This is a genomic window from Micromonospora sp. WMMC241 (genome assembly GCF_027460165.1).
Lineage (GTDB): Bacteria > Actinomycetota > Actinomycetes > Mycobacteriales > Micromonosporaceae > Micromonospora > Micromonospora humi.
On record NZ_JAPZBF010000001.1, the window covers coordinates 4921034 to 4940543 of the forward strand.

Here is a 19510-nt window from a genome sequence, read left to right on the forward strand (position 1 = left end):
CTTGAAGCCTGGTCATTTCTGCGACTTCATCGTGTGCTCATGTCGGTCGTCCTACCTTGCTAGCGACCCTCGACCGGTCGGGTTGACCGGTCGTCGGGGGTTGCGCGTCGACGTGCTCGGCAAGCGCGCCGTGGTCGGGGACCCCGGCGACACGCAGCGCCCGCCCGAAGGCGCGGCGCCGCACCGCCTGCGTGAAGCAGGCCGGATTGGGGTGCATGTTCGCTCCCCGACCCGGCAGTCTGCGGGCCGGATCGGGCCGGAGACTGGTCTGACCAGCCCCGTCACCGATCGCGACGACCCGCAACAACTCGCTGGCCGGCGCTCGTTTCCGGCAGCCCACACAGGTGCGCTCCGGCAGCGCGCGTCGTGCCACTGAAGAAGTCTACCCCTAGCTGCTCGAGACCGCGCCGCCCGGCTCCGGCACGTGATCCGCTCCGCCCCGCCCGCCCGGGGCCGGCTGCTCCGCGTCGGACCGGATGTCGATCCGCCAACCGGTCAGTCGGGCCGCGAGGCGGGCGTTCTGCCCTTCCCGGCCGATCGCGAGCGAGAGCTGGAAATCCGGGACGGTGACCCGGGCGGCACGGCTGGCCAGGTCGACCACCTCGACCCGCAGCGCCTTGGCCGGCGAGAGCGCGTTGCCGACGAAGGTGGCCGGGTCGTCGGACCAGTCGATGATGTCGATCTTCTCACCGTGCAGCTCGCTCATCACCGCACGCACCCGCTGCCCCATCGGGCCGATGCAGGCGCCCTTGGCGTTGACGCCGGAGGCGGTGGAGCGTACGGCGATCTTGGTGCGGTGACCTGCCTCACGGGCGATCGCGCCGATCTCGACCGTGCCGTCGGCGATCTCCGGCACCTCCAGCGCGAAGAGCTTCTTCACCAGCGCGGGGTGCGACCGGGACAGCGTGATCTGCGGGCCACGCATGCCCTTGGCCACGTGCACGACCACGCAGCGGATCCGCTCGCCGTGCTCGTAGCGCTCACCGGGGACCTGCTCGGACTGCGGCAGGACGCCCTCGAGCTTGCCCAGGTCGACGCTGACGATGCCCTTCTCGCGCCGGGTCTCGTGGGCCTGCACCACGCCGGTGACCAGGTCGCCGTCACGGCCGACGTACTCGCCGAAGTGCACCTCGTCGGTGGCCTCCCGCAGCCGCTGGAGGATCACCTGCTTGGCGGTCATCGCGGCGATCCGGCCGAAGTCGTGCGGGGTGTCGTCCCACTCCCGGGTCACCGAGCCGTCGTCGTCCAGCTCCTGGGCGTAGACCGAGGCGGCACCGCTCTTGCGGTCGATCTCCACCCGGGCGTGCGGCTCGGCGCCGTCGGTGTGCCGGTAGGCGGTCAGCAGCGCGGTCTCGATCGCCGCGAGGATCGTGTCGAACGGGATCTCCCGCTCGCGCTCCAGGGCGCGCAGCGCCGCGAGGTCGATGTTCACCTCTCCTCGTCCTCCAGATCTTCGTCGTCGTCGTCGATGTCGGTGTCGTCACCGAGGTCGGAGTCGTCCAGGTCGTCCAGGCGGTTGAACTCCACCTGGACCCGGCCGGGCCCGAGTTCGGGGTAGGGGTGCGCGGCCGAGCCGGCGTCGGTCTCCAGCGTCACGCGCTCGTCGTCGGCGGCCGTGATCCGGCCGGTGAGCTGCCGGTCCCCGGCGTCGCCGCGCACGGTGACCTTGACCAGCCGGCCGACGTTGCGCCGCCAGTGCCGGGGCAGGGTGAGCGGACGGTCCACGCCGGGCGAGCTGACCTCGAGCTGGTATTCCCCGGCGACGATGTCGCCACCGGCCTCCTCGGCGGCGTCCAGTGCCGCGGAGACCGCCCGGGAGACGTCCGCGACGGCGTCCAGGCTGATCCCGCCGTCGGCGCCCACGATCACCCGGACCACGTGCCGGCGGCCGGCGCGGGAGACGGACAGGTCCTCCAGGTCGTAGCCGGCGGCGCTGACCACCGGCTCGATCACCTCGCGCAGCCGGGTCCGTCGGGCGGCGAGATCGCCGCGGGGTGCGCCACCGCGGTCCGCGCCGCGGGGACCGTCGGACCGGCGGGGTCGCCCCGCGGGCCCTGACGGCCGGGTGGCACGGCCACGCTGCGTCATTGCGCGCACCTCTCTGCTGTTGCCACGGTCCGTCGGAGCCGTGTTGTCCCGGGCCGGCGCCGGCGGGTCGACCCGCCAAGCCGGCACGCCACCGGGGCGTTCGCGCCCGGTGGCTGCGCAGAGCGTAACGCCTGGGTCGGGCGGCGGACCCGGCGGCGCACCGACGACCCTGCCCCACGGGGTGGCGGAGATGGTGTTGACTTGTCCGGTGGGGACCGGCAGAACACCATCCGACCAGGACGTAGCGGGGCATTCCCGGCGGCGCCTGCTGCGCGCCGGAGCGCTCGTGGCGCTCGGCGGCGCGGTCGCGCCGCTGACTGGTTGTGATCTTCTCGACCGTGACGACGAGCCACCGCCGCCGGACGCGCTGGAGCCGTTGGTGGCCGAGTCGCTCGCGCTGGAGGCGCAGCACCGGGCCGCCGCCGGCGCCACGCCGGCGCTGGCCGGGCGGCTCACCCCGATCGCCGAGGCGCACCGGGCGCACGCCGACGAGTTGCGCCGCGTGATCGGCCGACCGGCGCCGTCCGGCACGCCGGCGGCCACCCCGTCGGGCACGCCCGCCACCGAGCCCGGCGCCGTGCTCGCCCAGCTGCGCCGGGCCGAGCAGCAGGGGCGGACGAACGCCGCCAAGGCCTGCGCGGGCGCGCCGGCCGAGCGGGCGGCGCTGCTCGGCTCGATCGCCGCGGCCCGGGCCACCCACGTGGAGGCGCTGGCATGAGCGAACGCACCGAGCGAAGCGAGGGCCGTGAGGCCATGCCCGGCCGGCACGGCATGAGCGAACGCACCGAGCGAAGCGAGGGCCGTGAGGCCATGCCCGGCCGGCACGGCATGAGCGAACGCACCGAGCGAAGCGAGGGCCGTGAGGCCATGCCCGGCCGGCACAGCGTGAGCCCGACCGCCGACCCGAACCGGGCCCTCACCGACGCGCTTGTCGCCGAGTACGCGGCGGTCTGGGCGTACGGGGTGATCGGCGTGCACCTGGCCGACGCGGCCCGTTCGGCCGCCCGGGCCGCCGAGGCGGCCCACCGGTCCCGCCGCGACGCCCTGGTCCTCCAGCTGGCCGAGGGCGCCGGGCAGGTCCCGGCGGACCGGGCCGGCTACGCCCTGCCCTATCCGGTGACCGACCGGGCGACCGCGTTGCGGCTGGCCGTCGAGATCGAGGAGCGCACGGCCGGCCACTGGCGGGCCGCGCTGCCGCGGACCGCCGGCGCGGATCGGAACACCGCGCTCGCCGCGCTCACCGACTGCGCGCTGCGGGCCACCCGCTGGCGGCGTACGGCCGGCGTGACCCCGGTCACGGTTCCGTTCCCCGGTCGACCGGCCTGAGCGCGGTGCCGGTCACCCACGGGAGCCCTGCGGTTGCGGACCGCATACCAGGTATGCATACTCCAGGCCATGTCCATCCGCCACGGCCTGCTCGCCCTGCTCGAACGCGGCCAGATGTACGGCTACCAGCTGCGCGCCGCGTTCGAGGAGTCGACCGGGTCCACGTGGCCGCTCAACATCGGGCAGGTCTACACCACGCTGGCCCGGCTGGAACGCGACGGCCTGGTCCGCCCGTTGCCGGAGAACGAGAGCGGGCAGCGGCCGTACGAGATCACCGACGCCGGGCGGGCCGACCTGACGCTCTGGTTCGCCACCCCGATCAGCCGCGCCGACCGGCCCCGGGACGAACTGTCGATCAAGCTGGCGCTGGCGTTGACCACTCCCGGGGTCGACGTCCGGGCGGTGGTGCAGACCCAGCGCAGCGCCACCATGCGCGCGCTGCAGGAGTTCACCCGGTTGAAGTACGCCAGCGACAAGCCGGAGGATCTGCCCTGGCGGCTGGTGCTGGACGCGATGATCTTCCAGGCCGAGGCCGAGGTGCGCTGGCTCGACCACTGCGAGACCAGCCTGGTCCGCCACCGGCCGACGCCGGTCCGGCCCACCACCGCCCACCCCGAGGCGGTGGACCGGGCCGGCGACGAGGCCCGTCGGTGACACGACACGGAGGTCGGCGGAGATGAGCGGGGTGCTGGAGCTTCGCGAGGTGCACCGGACGCACGGCACGGGCGAGGCCGCCGTGCACGCGCTGCGCGGCGTGAGCCTCACCGTGCGGGCGGGTGAGCTGGTGGCGGTGATGGGCCCCTCCGGCTCCGGCAAGTCGACGCTGCTGGCGCTGGCCGGCGGTCTGGACCGGCCCACCGGCGGCGAGGTGCTCATCGAGGGCGAGGCGCTCGGCGGGCTGCCGGCCCGCGAGCTGGCCCGGCTGCGCCGCCGCCGGATCGGGTACGTCTTCCAGGACCTCAACCTGCTCGGCAGCCTGACCGCGGTGGAGAACGTCGCGCTCCCGCTGGAGCTGGACGGCACCGGGGTACGGGCGGCGCGCCGGCTCGCCCTGGCCGCGCTGCGCGAGGTGGACGTCGTCGGTCAGGCCGACCGGTTCCCCGACCAGATGTCCGGCGGTCAGCAGCAGCGGGTGGCGATCGCCCGGGCGCTGGTCGGCGAACGCCGGCTGGTCCTCGCCGACGAGCCGACCGGCGCGCTCGACTCGCAGGCCGGTGAGGCGGTGCTGCACCTGCTGCGTCGCCGGGTGGACGACGGCGCCGCCGGGGTGCTTGTCACGCACGAGGCACGGCACGCCGGCTGGGCGGACCGGGTGGTCTTCCTGCGCGACGGCGTACTGGTCGACTCCACCGCGCCGCTGATCGGCATCGAGCACCTGCTCAGCGGCAGCGGCCGGTGACCGCCGGCCGGCTCGCCGCGGCACGCGGCTCGTGGCGTACGGCGCTGCGGATAGCCCGCCGGGAGGCCCGCCGGTCCCGCCGACGCACCCTGCTGGTGCTGGTGATGATCGCGCTGCCGGTGCTCGGGCTCAGCTTCGCCGCGGTGAGCTACGACATGTCCGCGCTGACCCGTTCGGAACGGCTCGACCGCCGGCTCGGCGCGGCCGACGCCGAACTGAGCTGGAACAACCTCGCCCCGGTGACGCAGGACGCGTGGGGCGAGCAGGCCTGGCCGGTCGACGACAACCAGACCCCCCGGACCCAGCCGGTCACCGCCGACGAGCTGCGGGCGCTCCTGCCCGCCGGCAGCCGGGTCACCCGGGTGCGCTGGTGGGTGTCGTTCGAGACGCGGATCGGCCGGAAGAAGGTGTCGATCGACGCGCGGGCCGTCGACCTGACCGATCCCCTCGCCCGGCCGCTGGCCACGGTCCGCGAGGGCCGGCCGCCGGTCCGGCCGGACGAGATCGCGGTCAGTCCGGCCGCGCTGCGCCGACTGGACACCCGGGTCGGCGCGCCGGTGCGCGCCGCCGACGGCACCACCTACCGGGTGGTCGGGGTGGTCGAGTTCCCGGAGAACCTCCGCGAGATGGTCACCATGTCCGATGTGGCCCCGCCCGGGCCGCCGGCCGAGGAGAGCTGGCTCGTGGACCTGCCCGGCCCGGTGGACCGGGCGCTGGCCGACCGGCTCAACGCGCAGGGCATCCAGGTGGTCACGCGGCACCCGCTGCCCGGGCGGGACGAGTTCACCGCCGGCATGACGCTGCCCGGCGCGGAGGAGACCGGCGTCTCGGTGCTGGTCGGCGGACTGGGGCTGCTGGAGGTGGTGCTGCTGGTCGGCCCGGCCTTCGCGGTCGGCGTCCGCCGCCGGCGGCGCGACCTCGCGCTGGTCGCGGTGGCCGGCGGCGACGCGGTGCACCTGCGCCGGATCGTGCTCGCCGACGGTGTGGTGCTCGGCGCCGGTGGGGCCGCCCTCGGGCTGCTGCTCGGCGTCGGGACCGCGTTCGCCGGGCGGCCGCTCGTCGAGCAGTACCTGATCCACGAGCGCTTCGGCGCGTACCGCGTCTTCCCGACCGCGCTGGCCGCGATCGCCGCGGTCGCGGTGCTGGCCGGCGTGCTGGCGGCGCTCGCGCCGGCCTGGACCGCGGCCCGGCAGGACGTGATGGCCGGCCTGGCCGGCCGGCGCGAGACGCCCCGCCCGCGCCGCCGCTGGCTGCTGCTCGGGGCGCTGTTCACCGTCGTCGGCACCGCGCTGGCCGCGTTCGCCGCCACCCGCAGCTCGCCGACCGGGGTGCTGGCCGGCGTGGTCCTCGGCGAGCTGGGGCTGGTCTTCTGCACGCCGACGCTGGTCGGGCTGCTCGCCCGGGCCGGGCGGCTGCTGCCGTTGACGCCCCGGCTCGCGTTGCGTGACGCCAGCCGCAACCGGTCCTCGGCCGCGCCGGCCATCTCGGCCGTGATGGCCGCGGTCGCCGGCAGCGTCGCACTCGGCGTCTACGTGGCCAGTGACGCCGCCCGGGAGCAGGCCCTCTGGCAGCCCGGCCTACCGCCGGGACATCTGATGCTCCAGCCCAGCAGTTCGCCGGCCGGGACCCTGCCGGCGGCCGGCACGATCGCCGCGCGGGTCCGGGCGGTGCTGCCGGGCGCCGCCGTGACGACCGTCGCCACCCCCGAGTGCGCCCGCCCCGCCGCCCCGGAGGACTACTGCTACGCGCTGGCGCTGCGCCCGCCCGAGGAACGCTGCCCGTATCCGCCGTACGGGCCGGGACCCGCGTCGGCCCGGAACGATCCCCGCTGCCGCCAACCGTTCCGGGACGCGAACGACGTCTCCCTGCCGGCACTCGTGGACGACGGCGCGGCGCTGCCCGCGCTCACCGGCGCCCCGGCCGACGAGGTGGCGGCCGCGCGCCGGGCGCTCGCGGCGGGCGGCGTGGTGGTCACCGACCCCCGCCAGGTGGTGGACGGTCAGGTCCGGGTGGAGGTCAACCACAGCTCCGGTGCTGCGACGACCGTCCGCCTGCTGCCCGGCCACGTCCTGCGCGGCGGCCTCCCGGTGGACCGGCTCGTGATCTCCCCCACCGCGGCGGACGCGCTCGGCCTGGCCCCCGCGCCGACCGGCTACCTGGTGGACACCACCGGCCCACCCACTGTCGAGCAGCGCGAGCGGCTGGCCGACGACCTGGCCGACGTGGTGCCGCTGTCGGTGGAGATGGCGACCGCGGACCCGACGTCGGACCAGCGGCCCGTCCTGCTCCTGCTGGCCGCCGCCTCCGGGATCATCACGCTCGGCGCGGCCGCGGTCGCCACCGGCCTGGCCGCCGCCGAGGGCCGCCGGGACCTGTCCACGCTCGCGGCGGTCGGCGCCGACCCCCGGGTACGCCGGGTCCTGTCGCTCTGCCAGGCCGGCGTGATCGCGGTGCTCGGCTCGGCGCTCGGCATGGTGGCCGGGCTCGGCTCGGCCGTCGTCATCCTGGCCTCGATCAACCAGCGGTACGCGCGGTCCTGGCCGGTGGAGCCCTCGTACCCGGTGGTAGTGCCCGGCCTCACCATGGCCGTGCTGGTGTTGGTGCCGCTGGTGGCGATGCTCGGCGCGGCCCTGCTCACCCGCTCCCGCCTGCCGATCGAACGCCGCCTCGACTGACGGCCCGTCCCGGGGCACACTGGGCGGGTGTCCGCTCTGGGATCCCTCACCCGACGCCTCGGTCACCAACAGTGGTTCGCCACCACCATGCGCGTGCTCGTCCCCGCCGACCGGCTGGTCGGCCGGCTGACGAAGGGGCGGGTGGTCGCGTTCGGGCTGGTGCCCACGCTGGTGCTCACCTCCACCGGCCGCCGCTCCGGAAAGCCCCGCAGCAATCCCCTGCTCTACGTCCCCGACGGCGACGCCTACGTGGTGATCGGCTCCAACTGGGGGCAGCAGCACCAGCCGTCGTGGACGTTCAACCTGTTGGCCCAGCCGGCCGCCGAGGTCGACGTCAAGGGCCGCCGGATCCCGGTGCGCGCCGAGCAGGTGGTCGGCGCGGAACGGGACCGGCTGTTCGACCGCCTGGTGCAGGAGTGGCCGGCCTACCGCACGTACGTGGAACGGGCCGGCGGTCGCGAGATCAAGGTCTTCCGCCTGGTCCCCGTGGCCTAGACCGTCGGTTCAACGTCTCACAGCGCGTCGTAGACGTCGCTGCGGTGACCGAGCTGCACCACCAACACGATGAGCTCATCGTCGCGGACGAGGTAGACGACACGGTAGGAGCCGACGCGGATACGCAGGAGGCCGGGATGCCCGACGAGTGCCTTGACACCGACGGGCCGCGGGTCGGCGGCGAGGCCGGCGATCGCGGCGACCAGCCGGGCCTGCACGGGGCGGTCGAGCTTACGGAGGAGTTTCGCGGCGGCCCGGTCGACATGGATCGTGTACTGCGTCGGCGCAGGCGTGCTCAAAGGTCCAGCTCTTTGCGCAGCTCAGCGAGGGGAAGCGGGGTCTCTCCCTCGTCGATCCGTGCCAGGGCTTCCCGGGCGGCGGCGACATCGACCGCATCCTCGGCGCGTTCGATCGCTTCGGCGACGTCGGCCGGCACGATGGCGGCCAAACGCTGCCCGCGCCGGGTGACATAGGTGATGCGGCCGGCGTAGTGGGCGCGTGACACCACGTCTGCGAGACTGTCGCGCGCATCCGAGATCGGAAGTTCAGCGGCCGGTTCACTCATCCATCAATTGTACAACCCGTACGTCTCGTACAACATCGAAAGTCACTCGGAGGTGGACGTGGTCGGCGGGCGGGAGATCGACCGGCTGGTCGATCCGCGGTGGCGGGTGGCCGAGCGGGTCGGCGACGCGGTGCTGCGCCGGTTCCCGGCCGACGTGCTCGCGGTCGCGGTGCACGGCCCGCTGGCGCACGGCGACGACGACGGCGGCGGGGACGGCGAGGTGGGGCTGCTGGTCGCCACCTACCGGCCGGGCGCCGGTCCGCCGGCGTCCACCCGGCGGGTGGACGGGGTGCTCGTCGACCTGACCGTGGCCGGGGCGGACGACTACCTGCGGCGGGCCACCACGATCACGGCGGGTTGGCCGCTGGCCGCCGACCGGTACGTCACCACCTGCGCGTTGCACGACCCGACCGGGTGGTTGCGGCTGCTGCGCGACGAGCACCTGGCCCGGCTGGCCCGGGCCCGGCCGGGCGAGTTCACCACCGCCGCCCGGCAGGCCTGGTACCGGGGCAGCGCCGCGCACGCCCGCGCGCTGCGGCTGGCCGAATGGTACGAGACCGACCAGGCGCTGCTCATGCTCGGCGAGGCCCGGCTCGCGGCGGCCACCGTGCAGGGGCTGTTCAGCCGCACCTACTTCCGCGACCCGGGTGACGCGGTACGGCGTACCGGGCTGGCCGGGGCGGACATGACCGAGGTGGGTGCGGCGTTGGGCCGCCAGGCCGAGGAACTGGCGGCCCGGGGGCGGCCGGTCGACGGCACCGTGGACGACCTGCTCGACGGCTGAGGCCGGTCAGCCCAGCCCGCCGCCGACGCCGATCAACATGCCGATCAGGTAGGTGGCGCCGGCCGCCAGCGCGCCGAGCAGCAACTGCCGCAGGCCGCTGGTCAACCAGGAGCGGTAGGTGAAGCGGGCCACGACCGCCCCGGCGACGAAGAGCCCCACCCCGCCGACGGCGAGCGCCAGCCAGAGGCTGGTGAAGCCGAGCAGGTAGGGCAGCAGCGGCACCAGCGCGCCGATCGAGAAGCAGACGAACGACGAGATGGCCGCCGCCCACGGGCTGGGCTGGTCGTCCGGGTCGACGCCCAACTCCTCCCGGACGTGGACGCGCAGCGCCTCCTCCGGGTTGCGCCGCACCGCCTCGGCGACCTGGGTGGCCAGGTCGCGGGGCAGGCCGCGGGCGACCCAGGCGTCGGCCAGCTCGCGGGCCTCCGCCTCCGGGTGCCGCTCCAGTTCGCGCCGCTCCTTGGCCACCTCGGCGGCCACCTGCTCGTTGGCGGAGCGGACGCTCGTGTATTCGCCCAGGCCCATCGAGATGGCGCCGGCCACCAGGCCGGCCGTGCCGGTCAGCACCACGCTGCGCGGGGACACCCCGCCCCCGCCGACACCGGCGATCAGCGCGATGTTGGTGACCAGACCGTCCATCGCGCCGAACACCGCCGGCCGCAGCCAGCCGCCGGACACGTCCGCGTGGTGCGCCTCGCGCAGCGCCGCCGGGGTCTCGGTCACGGCAGGGTCAGGATCTCGTAGCCGTCGTCGGTCACGACGATGGTGTGCTCGAACTGCGCCGTCCACTTCCGGTCCTTGGTGACGACGGTCCAGCCGTCGTCCCACATGTCGTACTCGTGGGTGCCGATGGTGATCATCGGCTCGATGGTGAACGTCATGCCGGGCTCCATCACGTCGGTGGGACGCGGGCTGTCGTAGTGCGGCACGTAGAGGCCGCTGTGGAACGCCTCACCGATGCCGTGCCCGGTGAAGTCGCGGACCACGCCGTAGCCGAACCGCTTGGCGTACGACTCGATGACCCGGCCGATGACGTTGATCTGGCGGCCCGGGGCGACCGCCTTGATGCCACGCATCATCGCGGTGTGGGTCCGCTCGACCAGCAGCCGGGCCTCCTCGCTCACCTCGCCCACGCAGAAGGTGGCGTCGGTGTCGCCGTGCACCCCGTCGAGGAAGGCGGTGACGTCGACGTTGATGATGTCGCCGTCGCGCAGCACGGTCGAGTCCGGGATGCCGTGGCAGATGACCTCGTTGAGGCTGGTGCAGCAGGACTTGGGGAAGCCCCGGTAACCGAGCGTCGACGGGTAGGCGCCGTGGTCGCAGAGGAACTCGTGCACCACCCGGTCGATCTCGTCGGTGGTCACCCCGGGCTTGCAGTGCTCGCCGGCGAGTTGCGTGGCCCGGGCCGCGAGCCGGCCGGCCACCCGCATCTTCTCGACGGTCTCCGGCGTCTGCACGTGGGAGCCCCGCCACTCCTGGGGGCGCTTCTTGCCCACGTACTCCGGGCGCGGGATGTGGGTGGGAACCGCTCGCCACGGGGAGAGCGTGCCGGGGGTCAGCGGCGCACGGACGGTCATGTCCTCAGCCTATCGCCGGCCCCCGTCGTGACCCCCGCCACGGCCCCGCCGGGCAGGTTGTTGCCGCGCCGCAAACGCTGTGCCATTGTTGCTGCGTGGATCAAGGGGGCGCACCGCCCGTCTTCTCCGTGACCGCGGAGGGCGACGGCGTCCGACTTCACGTCCAGGTGACCGGCGAGGTCGACATGGCGACCGCCGACACCATGTTCCAGACCGCGCTGCGCGAGCCCGCCAAGCAGCTCACGCTCGACCTGCGGTCGGTCACGTTCTTCGACTCCGCCGCCATCCACGCGGTGGTCCGGCTCGCCCAGAGGTTCCCGGCCGCGCTCACCGTGCTGCCGTCCCGCCAGGTGCGGCGGGTGCTGGAGATCTCCGGCCTGGCCGAGCAGGAATGGCTGGCCGACTAGTCGGCCAGCCGGCGCCGCAACGTCAGCTCGGTGCCGTCCTCGGTGCGGGTCACGCTCATCTCCCCGAGCGCCTGGATCAGGGCCAGCCCGCGCCCGCGGAAACTCGACCCGCTGGACTCGCGCCACCGCCCGCTGTCCCGGATGGTGGCGGTGACCGTGCGGTCGGCGATGGTGACCTCGACCTCGATGGTCGGATCGGCCGGGTCGACCGGGTGCTCGATCGCGTTCGCCGCGGCCTCCGAGACCGCCACCGTGAGGTCGAACAGGTCGGTCTCGCCGACCCGGTGGGCGACGAGGAAGTCCTCCAGCCGCTTGCGCAGCACACTGAGTCGGGTCGGGTCGGCCGGCAGCCGCAACGCGAAGCGGTTCAGCTCGACCGCCTCCAGCGCCAGCACCGCCACGTCGTCGCGCCGGGACCGCCCGGCCACCCGCTCCACCACGGCGTCCACCAGGTCGGCGACGTGCTCGCCGCGCACTGTGGCGTCGGCCCGCAGCTGGCCGAGCCCGGCGTCGATGCCCGACTCCCGGTCCTCGATCAGGCCGTCGGTGTAGAGCAGCAGCCGGCCGCCGGGGGCGAGTTCACCCTCGACCGTCCGGTAGACGGTGCCCGGGATCGCCCCGACCGGCGGTCCGAGCGCCCGATCGTGCAGGAACGCCACGTCGTCTCCTCGGATCAGCAGGGGCGAGGGGTGACCCGCGCTGGCGTAGCGGAGGCGGCCGGTGCGCGGGGAGAAGTCCAGGCAGACCACGGTGGCGAAGGAGTCGCTGCCGGTGGAGTGGACGAGCCGGTTGAGCCGGGTCAGCGCCTCGCCCGGGTCGTAGCCCTCCAGCACGTACGCCCGCAGCGCGTTGCGGAGCTGACCCATCGCGGCGGCCGCCCGCACGCCCTTGCCGACCACGTCGCCGATGACCAGCACCAGCTCGTCGTCGGGGGTACCGATCACGTCGTACCAGTCGCCGCCGACCTCCACGTCGGCGCTGCCGGGCAGGTAGCGGCTGGCCACCACCGCGCCCGGTAGTTGCGGCAGCGTCCGCGGCAGCAGGCTGTGCTGGAGCGTGGTGGCGATCCGGTGCTCGGCCTCGTAGAGCTGGGCGTTCTCCAGTCGCACGCCGACCAGCCGGGCCAGCTCGGTCAACGCCGCCTGCTCGGTGCCGCCGCCCTCGCGCCGCCACACCCGCAGCTCGCCGAGCTGCTCGCCGGTGGTGCCGGTGAGCGGCAGCACCGTGGACGGCTCGGCCGTCAGGTCCCCGCCGGCGTCCTCCTCGTGGCGGGCGCCGGTGGCGACGACCATCACCCGGCCCGCCTCGGCCAGGCTGAGCGCGTGCTGCGCGGCCACCCGCACCACGTCGGCGGTGGAGCGGGCCGTGTTGATCGCCACCGCGGCGTCGGCGAGCGCCCGCAGCCGGCGGATGATCTGCCCGCGGAGCTGGCCCAGCTCGACGTTGGCCCGGACCCGGGCGACCAGCTCCTGGCTGGAGAAGGGCTTGGTGAGGTAGTCGTCGGCGCCGGCCGAGAGGCCGGCGACCTCCTCGGCGGCACCGGCGCGGGCGGAGAGCATCACGATCGGCACTCCCCGGGTGAGCGGGTTGCCGCGCAACGCGGTGACCAGCCCGAAGCCGTCCAGCCGGGGCATCATCACGTCGGTCAGCACCAGGTCGAACGGGGTGTCCACGGCCAGCCGCAGCGCCTCCACCCCGTCGCGCACGGCCACCACCTCGTACGCCGGGGAGAGCAGCCGGCTGACGTGCTCGCGCAGGTCGGGGTTGTCGTCGGCGAGCAGGACACGACCGGAGCCACCCGGCGTGCCGGACGGCTCCGGCAGCCCGGCCGGTCGGGCCACCTCGTCGGTCCAGAGCGCGGTCTCGGCGACGTAGAGCCGGGCCTGTTCCGGCTCGGTCAGCGGCACCGGGGCGAGCACGGACACCCGGTCGGCGGGCAGGTGCGCGTAGCCGAACGGCACGGTCACGGTGAACGTGGTACCCCGCTCGACGACGCTACGCGCGGTGACCGTGCCGCCGTGCATCTCGACCAGCTCGCGGACCAGCGCGAGCCCGATGCCGGTGCCCTCGTGGGTGCGGGAGCGGGCCCCGGCCACCCGGTGGAACCGTTCGAAGACCTGCGGCAGTTCCTCCGGCGCGATGCCGACCCCGGTGTCGGTGACCTCCAGCACGGCCGACCCGTCGCCCGCACGCACCCGGACGCCGATCTCACCGTCGAAGGTGAACTTCACCGCGTTCGACACCAGGTTGAGGACGATCTTCTCCCACATGTCCCGGTCGACGTAGACGGGTGCGGGCAGCGGCGGGCAGTCGACCACCAGGCGCAGCCCGGCCCGTTCGGTGGCCGAGCGGAACGTGCTGGCCAGGCGGGAGGTGTAGTCGGACAGGTCGGTGGGCTGGAAGCGGGCGGCCAGCCGGCCGGACTCCAGCCGGGAGAAGTCGAGCACGGTGTTGACCAGCTTGAGCAGGCGCAACCCGTTGCGGTGCATGACGGTCAGCCGGTCGAGGTAACGGTCGGGCAGCTCCCGATCGGCGAGCATGTCCTCCAGCGGCCCGAGGACCAGCGTCAGCGGGGTGCGGAACTCGTGGCTGACGTTGGCGAAGAAGTTGGTCTTGGCCCGGTCCAGCGCGGCCAGCTCGGCGGCGTGGGCGCGCTCCTGCTCGTACACCCGCTGCTTGCCCACGGCGCGGGAGACCTGCGCGGCGACCAGGTCGACGAAGTCCCGGTAGTCGTCGCCGAACGGCAGCCGGCGGGCCACGCCGAGCAGCAGCGCGCCGGCCGGCTCGTTGGTGGCGGTCAGCGGCAGCAGCAGCGCCTGGTCGGCGGCGTCCGCCGGCACCGCGCCGGGCAGGTCGGCGGTGGCGATCCAGCGCGGCGCGGTCAACGGCTCGCCGGCCGGCAGGCCGGGCCAGCCGGCGACCGCGGCCGGGTCGACGCCCGAGCAGCCGGCCAGCGCCGGGGCCCCGTCGGCGTCGTAGAGCCACATCGCGCTGAACGGCACGTCGGCGCGGTGCGCGTCGAGCACCCGGGCCACGGCCCGGCCCAGCTCCAGCGTGCTCGGCACGTCGCCCAGCTCGTTGCCCAGCTCGGCCAGGGTCCGCAGCCGGCGCTCGCCGAGCACCCGGCCGGTGGTCTCGTTGACGAAGCAGAAGATCCCGTTGACGGTGCCGTCGGCCTCGCGGATCGGGTCGTACGAGACGTCGAAGTAGACGTCCTCCAGGAAGCCGTGCCTGTCGATCACGAAGGGGTGGTCCTCGCCCCGGTAGGGGACGCCGGTGCCGCGCACCCCGTCCAGGATCGGGCCGAGGACGTCCCAGGTCTCCGCCCAGTGCAGCCGGGCGGACTGCCCGATCACGGCCGGGTGCTTGTCGCCGATGGTCGGCCGGTAGGCGTCGTTGTAGAAGGCCAGGTGCTCCGCGCCCCAGAACACCACCATCTGGGCGCGGGACGCCAGCATGGTGCTCACCGCGTGGCGGAGCGCGGCCGGCCAGCGGTGCGGGTGGCCGAGGCGGGTCGCGGACCAGTCGAAGCCGCGCAGCCGCTCGCCCATCTCACCGCCGGCGGCGAACGCGGCGGTCAGCAACGGTGGCAGAGACGACCCATCGGCCGCCGGGGACGAACGACCGACGTCCCCGCCCCCCTGGGCCGAGCCCATGCAGCCTCCCGCTCCGGCCATGTCCACGACGGCCGGCGCGACCACGCCGACCGTCCCCGCCTACTACCCCGACGGAGGAGCAACGTAACGCACACGACCCGGTGGGCGCTGGTTACCTCCGCCTCATCCTGTCGTAACCGGGGGGCGGGGGCGAGCCGGGCGGGGTCGCGGGCCGGCCGGCTGTGATCTGTGCGACAGCGCGGCCCGGACCAGGGCGGCGACCGGGCGCGGATCGGCCTCGTTCTCCGGATGCCACTGCACGCCGAGCACGAAGCGCCGCGCCGGATCCTCCACCGCCTCCACCACCTGGTCGTCGGCCCGGCCGGTGACGGTCAGGCCGCCGGGGTCGGCGACCGCCTGATGATGGTACGAGTTGACCCGGTCCACCCCGGCCATCACCGCGCCGGCCAGGCTGCCGGCGGTGAAGCGCACCGGGTGCGACCCGTACACCCCCGGCGCGGGGCGGTGCCCGTCGTGCCCGACCACGTCCGGCAGGTGCTGGTGCAGGGTGCCGCCGTAGGCCACCGCGAGCAGTTGCATGCCCCGGCACACGCCGAGCACCGGCAGGTCGGCGGCGAGCGCGGCGGTGAGCAGCGCCAGTTCGCCGGCGTCCCGCTCCGGTCGGGCCTCGGTGCGCGGGTCGGGCGGCTGGCCGTAGCGCTCCGGGCCGACGTCCGCGCCGCCGGCCAGCAGCAGCCCGTCCAGCAGTTCCAGCACGTCGGCGTCGGTGTCGTCCGGGGGCAGCACCACGGCCCGGCCGCCGGCCGCGGTGACGGACCGGACGTACGCCTGCGGCACCAGCGCCGCCGGCACGTCCCGCCACACCGCCCAGCCGGCCGGCTCGACGTACGCGGTGATGCCGATGACCGGCCTTCTCATAGTGGGGTCACGTAGGCGCCGGTGATGCCGCCGTCGACCACGAACTGCGCGGCGGTCATGAAGGAGGCGTCGTCGCTGGCCAGGAACGCCACCGCGGCGGCGATCTCGGTCGGGTCGCCGAACCGGCCCATCGGCACGTGCACCAGCCGCCGGGCGGCCCGCTCCGGATCCTTGGCGAACAGGTCCAGCAGCAGCGGGGTGGCGACCGGGCCGGGGCAGAGCGCGTTGACCCGGATGCCCTCGCGGGCGAACTGGACCCCCAGTTCCCGGGTCATCGCCAGCACCCCGCCCTTGCTCGCCGTGTACGCGATCTGCGACGTGGCCGCGCCCATCAGCGCCACGAACGACGCGGTGTTGATGATCGAGCCCTTGCCCTGCCGGCGCATGTGCGGGATGACGTGCTTGCAGCACAGGTAGACGCTCGTGGTGTTGACCCGCAGCACCCGTTCCCAGGCGTCCAGCCCGGTCTCCAGGATCGAGTCGTCGTCGGGCGGCGAGATGCCGGCGTTGTTGAAGGCGACGTCCACCCGGCCGTGGCGTTCCACCACGCCGTCGAAGAGGTCGCGGACCGCCGCCCCGTCGGCCACGTCGGCGGCGACGAACTCGCCGCCGACCTCCTCGGCCGCCCGGGTGCCCGCGTCGGCGTCGATGTCCACGCAGACCACCCGCGCCCCCTCGGCGGCGAAGCGCCGCACGGTGGCCAGCCCGATGCCGCTGCCCGCGCCGGTCACCACCGCCACCCGGTCGGTAAGCCGTCCCTGCACTGTGATCACTCCTCGGTGCCGATGAACACGTTCTTGACGTCGGTGAAGGCGTGCAGCGCGTCCGGACCCAGCTCCCGGCCGAGGCCGGAGCGCTTCATCCCGCCGAACGGGGTCCAGTAGCGCACCGAGGAGTGCGAGTTGACGCTGAGGTTGCCCGCCTCGACCGCCCGGGCCACCCGGACGGCCCGGCCCACGTCCCGGGTCCAGATCGAGCCGGAGAGGCCGTACTCGGTGTCGTTGGCGAGTCGGATCGCGTCCGCCTCGTCGTCGAACGGGAGCACCGAGACGACCGGGCCGAAGATCTCCTCGCGCCAGTGCCGGTCGGTCGGGGCGCCGGCGAGCAGCACGGTCGGGGCGTACCAGAAGCCGGGGCCGTCGGGGCGGGAGCCGGTGAACGCCACGTCCGCGCCGTCGACGTACCCGGCGACCCGGTCCCGGTGCGCGGCGGAGATCAGCGGCCCCATCTCGGCGGTCTCCCGGGCCGGGTCCTCCACCCGGAACGCCCGCACGGCCGGTTCGAGCAGTTCCAGGAAACGGTCGTACACCGGGCGTTGGACCAGGATCCGGGAGCGGGCGCAGCAGTCCTGGCCGGCGTTGTCGAAGACCGAGGACGGCGCGGTGGCCGCCGCCTTCGCCAGGTCGGCGTCGGCGAAGACGATGTTCGCCGACTTGCCGCCCAGCTCCAGCGTCACCCGCTTCACCTGCTCGGCGGCGCCGGCCATGATCCGGGTGCCGACCTCGGTGGAGCCGGTGAAGCAGATCTTGCGGACCGCCGGGTGGGTGACGAACCGCTCGCCCACCACGCTGCCCGGCCCGGGCAGCACGGTGAAGACGCCCTCGGGCAGCCCGGCGTCGAGTGCCAGCTCGGCCAGGCGCAGCGCGGTCAGCGGGGTCAGCTCGGCCGGTTTGAGCACCACCGTGTTGCCGGCGGCCAGCGCCGGGGCGAGGCCCCAGCCGGCGATCGGCATCGGGAAGTTCCACGGCACGATCACGCCGACCACGCCGAGCGGTTCGTGGAACGTGACGTCGAGCCCGCCGGGCACCGGGATCTGGTGTCCGGTCAGCCGCTCCGGCGCGCCCGCGTAGTAGTCGAGCACGTCCCGGACGTTGCCGGCCTCCCAGCGCGCGTTGCCGACGGTGTGCCCGGCGTTGCGCACCTCCAGCTGCGCCAGCTCCTCCAGGTGCGCGTCGACCCGGGCGGCGAACCGCCGCAGCAGCCGCGCCCGGTCCCCCGGCGCCACCCGACGCCACGTCTCGAACGCACCCGCGGCCCGCCCCACGGCCGCGTCCACGTCCCGCACTCCCGCGGCCGGCACCTCTCCCAGGCTCGCCCCGTCGACCGGCGAGATCACCTCACCCATGCCCGCCCACCCCCTCCCGTCCCCGCCCGATTCCACCGCCGATCTTGCACTTGCTGCCCCGACGAAAGCCGCAACTGCCGCGATTCGCGGGCCGCAAGTGCAAGGTCGCGGGGAGCGTCAGGGGGCACGGGCTCAGAGGCGCTCGAAGCCACGCACCAGCTCCCAGTCCGTGACCGCGGCGTCGAAGGCGGCCAGCTCGACCTTCGCGTTGTTGGCGTAGTGGGCCACCACCTCGTCGCCGAACGCCTCACGGGCCACCGCCGACCCCTGCCAGAGGTCGAACGCGTCACGCAGCGTGCCGGGGACCCGATCGGCGGCCGGGTCGTCATAGGCGTTGCCGGTGCACTCGTCCGGCAACTCCAGCTCGTGCTCGATGCCGTGCACCGCGCCGGCCACCAGCGCGGCGATCGCCAGGTAGGGGTTGACGTCGGCGCCCGGGACGCGGTTCTCCACCCGCATCCCCTGCCCGTGCCCGACCAGCCGCAGCGCGCAGGTGCGGTTGTCGGTGCCCCAGCGCAGCGCGGTCGGCGCGAACGAGCCGGGCTGGTAGCGCTTGTAGGAGTTGACGTTCGGCGCGAAGAGGAGACTGAACTCGCGCATCGTGGCGAGCAGCCCGGCCAGCACCCGCTGCCCGGTCACGCTCAGGTGCGCCGGCCCGTCGCCGAGCATCGCCGACGAACCGGAGGCGTCGCGCAGCGAGAAGTGGATGTGGCAGGAGTTGCCCTCGCGCGCGTTCGGCTTGGCCATGAACGTGATCGCCATGCCCTCCTGGGCGGCGATCTCCTTCGCCCCGTTCTTGTAGATGACGTGGTGGTCGGCGCAGGCCACCGCCTCGTCGTAGCGGAAGGCGATCTCGTGCTGGCCGAGGTTGCACTCGCCCTTCGCGCTCTCCGGGGTCAGCCCGGCACCGGCCATCTCGGTGCGGATGCGGCGCAGCAGCGGCTCCACCCGGGCGGTGCCGAGCAGCGAGTAGTCGACGTTGTACTGGTTCGCCGGGGTCAGCTCGCGGTAGCCGCGCCGCCACGCCTCCTCGTACGAGTCGCGGTAGAGCACGAACTCCAGCTCGGTGCCGGCATAAGCGGTCAACCCGTGCGCGGCCAGCCGGTCGAGCTGCCGGCGCAGGATCTGCCGGGGCGAGGCGACCACCGGGCCGGAGCCGTCCAGCCACTCCAGGTCGGCCAGCACCATCGCGGAGCCGGGCTGCCATGGCGTGCGGCGCAGCGTGTCCAGGTCGGGGCGCATGGCGAAGTCGCCGTAGCCGCGTTCCCAGCTCGACATCGCGTACCCGTCGACGGTGTTCATGTCCACGTCCACGGCGAGCAGGTAGTTGCAGCCCTCGCTGCCGTTCTCCACCACCTGGTCGAGGAAGAACGGCGCGTGGATCCGCTTGCCCTGCAGGCGGCCCTGCATGTCGGTGAGGGCGAGCACCACCGTGTCGATCTCGCCCTCGGCGACGGCGGCCCGCAACTGCTCCAGGGAGAACGGCGTTCTACTCATCAGGGGGCCTCCATCACCAAGGTCTACTGGCAAACCG

At 74.3% G+C, this 19510-nt stretch carries 20 protein-coding genes; 8 read left to right on the forward strand and 12 right to left on the reverse strand.

The annotated features are described in order from the left end of the window. Positions 1–37 precede the first annotated feature (37 nt). Genes O7598_RS22165 through rimP form a run of 3 tightly spaced genes read right to left on the reverse strand, consistent with a single transcriptional unit; the run spans position 38 to position 2088 of the window. A complete protein-coding gene (locus O7598_RS22165; RefSeq protein WP_091071061.1) occupies positions 38–373 on the reverse strand; it encodes a YlxR family protein in 336 nt (111 codons plus the stop codon). Positions 374–388: 15 nt separating this feature from the next. Next, the gene (gene nusA / locus O7598_RS22170; protein ID WP_269693224.1) at positions 389–1432 is read right to left on the reverse strand and encodes a transcription termination factor NusA; all 1044 of its coding nucleotides are present in this window, start codon (positions 1430–1432) and stop codon (positions 389–391) included. Beyond that, on the reverse strand, positions 1429–2088 hold the full coding sequence (rimP, locus tag O7598_RS22175) for a ribosome maturation factor RimP (RefSeq protein WP_269693225.1): 660 nt from the start codon (positions 2086–2088) through the stop codon (positions 1429–1431). The genes nusA and rimP overlap by 4 nt, the downstream gene beginning before the upstream one ends. 265 nt (positions 2089–2353) lie before the next feature. On the opposite strand from rimP, the gene O7598_RS22180 reads away from it, so the two are divergent. The 6 genes from O7598_RS22180 to O7598_RS22205 all read left to right on the forward strand — a co-directional run bounded on the left by O7598_RS22180 (position 2354) and on the right by O7598_RS22205 (position 7983). Continuing rightward, entirely contained in the window at positions 2354–2806 is a 453-nt protein-coding gene (locus O7598_RS22180; RefSeq protein ID WP_269694941.1) for a hypothetical protein, read from the forward strand. A gap of 149 nt (positions 2807–2955) precedes the next feature. Continuing rightward, positions 2956–3414, forward strand: a complete 459-nt coding sequence (locus tag O7598_RS22185; RefSeq protein ID WP_269694942.1) for a ferritin-like domain-containing protein — start codon at positions 2956–2958, stop codon at positions 3412–3414. Positions 3415–3483: 69 nt separating this feature from the next. Further along, positions 3484–4068, forward strand: coding sequence for a PadR family transcriptional regulator (locus O7598_RS22190; RefSeq protein WP_269693226.1), 585 nt, complete (start codon positions 3484–3486; stop codon positions 4066–4068). A 22-nt stretch (positions 4069–4090) separates the two neighbouring features. Further along, positions 4091–4813 (forward strand): ABC transporter ATP-binding protein, encoded by a 723-nt coding sequence (locus tag O7598_RS22195; RefSeq protein ID WP_269693227.1) that lies wholly within the window; start codon positions 4091–4093, stop codon positions 4811–4813. Beyond that, positions 4810–7488 carry an FtsX-like permease family protein gene (locus tag O7598_RS22200; RefSeq protein ID WP_269693228.1) on the forward strand — a complete coding sequence of 893 codons (2679 nt, stop codon included), beginning with the start codon at positions 4810–4812 and terminating at the stop codon, positions 7486–7488. Before O7598_RS22195 ends, O7598_RS22200 begins: the two co-directional genes overlap by 4 nt. Positions 7489–7515: 27 nt before the next feature. Further along, on the forward strand, positions 7516–7983 hold the full coding sequence (locus tag O7598_RS22205) for a nitroreductase family deazaflavin-dependent oxidoreductase (RefSeq protein ID WP_269693229.1): 468 nt from the start codon (positions 7516–7518) through the stop codon (positions 7981–7983). A 17-nt stretch (positions 7984–8000) separates the two neighbouring features. Here O7598_RS22205 and O7598_RS22210 read toward each other — a convergent pair whose 3' ends face one another. Both O7598_RS22210 and O7598_RS22215 read right to left on the reverse strand, forming a co-directional pair. After that, positions 8001–8252, reverse strand: coding sequence for a type II toxin-antitoxin system RelE family toxin (locus O7598_RS22210; protein WP_332367410.1), 252 nt, complete (start codon positions 8250–8252; stop codon positions 8001–8003). Positions 8253–8278: 26 nt separating this feature from the next. Beyond that, positions 8279–8548: a type II toxin-antitoxin system prevent-host-death family antitoxin gene (locus O7598_RS22215; RefSeq protein ID WP_269693231.1), complete on the reverse strand. Its 270-nt coding sequence runs from the start codon at positions 8546–8548 to the stop codon at positions 8279–8281. Between the two features lie 58 nt (positions 8549–8606). Between O7598_RS22215 and O7598_RS22220 the strand changes: the two genes are divergently transcribed. Then, positions 8607–9332, forward strand: coding sequence for a hypothetical protein (locus O7598_RS22220; protein WP_091071166.1), 726 nt, complete (start codon positions 8607–8609; stop codon positions 9330–9332). Between the two features lie 6 nt (positions 9333–9338). Here O7598_RS22220 and O7598_RS22225 read toward each other — a convergent pair whose 3' ends face one another. Further along, entirely contained in the window at positions 9339–10055 is a 717-nt protein-coding gene (locus O7598_RS22225; protein WP_269693232.1) for a VIT1/CCC1 transporter family protein, read from the reverse strand. After that, positions 10052–10909 carry a type I methionyl aminopeptidase gene (map, locus tag O7598_RS22230; protein WP_269693233.1) on the reverse strand — a complete coding sequence of 286 codons (858 nt, stop codon included), beginning with the start codon at positions 10907–10909 and terminating at the stop codon, positions 10052–10054. Before map ends, O7598_RS22225 begins: the two co-directional genes overlap by 4 nt. Positions 10910–11004: 95 nt before the next feature. On the opposite strand from map, the gene O7598_RS22235 reads away from it, so the two are divergent. Further along, the gene (locus O7598_RS22235; protein ID WP_269693234.1) at positions 11005–11316 is read left to right on the forward strand and encodes an STAS domain-containing protein; all 312 of its coding nucleotides are present in this window, start codon (positions 11005–11007) and stop codon (positions 11314–11316) included. Here the strand turns inward: O7598_RS22235 and O7598_RS22240 are convergent. The 5 genes from O7598_RS22240 to O7598_RS22260 all read right to left on the reverse strand — a co-directional run bounded on the left by O7598_RS22240 (position 11313) and on the right by O7598_RS22260 (position 19473). Then, positions 11313–14972, reverse strand: a complete 3660-nt coding sequence (locus O7598_RS22240) for a SpoIIE family protein phosphatase (protein WP_269693235.1) — start codon at positions 14970–14972, stop codon at positions 11313–11315. The two genes, O7598_RS22235 and O7598_RS22240, sit on opposite strands and share 4 nt — an antisense overlap. Before the next feature lie 123 nt (positions 14973–15095). Next, positions 15096–15851 (reverse strand): gamma-glutamyl-gamma-aminobutyrate hydrolase family protein, encoded by a 756-nt coding sequence (locus tag O7598_RS22245; protein ID WP_269693236.1) that lies wholly within the window; start codon positions 15849–15851, stop codon positions 15096–15098. Then, entirely contained in the window at positions 15848–16615 is a 768-nt protein-coding gene (locus tag O7598_RS22250) for a 3-oxoacyl-ACP reductase (protein ID WP_269693237.1), read from the reverse strand. The genes O7598_RS22245 and O7598_RS22250 overlap by 4 nt, the downstream gene beginning before the upstream one ends. A gap of 5 nt (positions 16616–16620) precedes the next feature. Next, positions 16621–17976: an aldehyde dehydrogenase family protein gene (locus O7598_RS22255; protein ID WP_269693238.1), complete on the reverse strand. Its 1356-nt coding sequence runs from the start codon at positions 17974–17976 to the stop codon at positions 16621–16623. 132 nt (positions 17977–18108) lie between these two features. Further along, on the reverse strand, positions 18109–19473 hold the full coding sequence (locus O7598_RS22260; protein ID WP_269693239.1) for a glutamine synthetase family protein: 1365 nt from the start codon (positions 19471–19473) through the stop codon (positions 18109–18111). Positions 19474–19510: the final 37 nt, after the last annotated feature.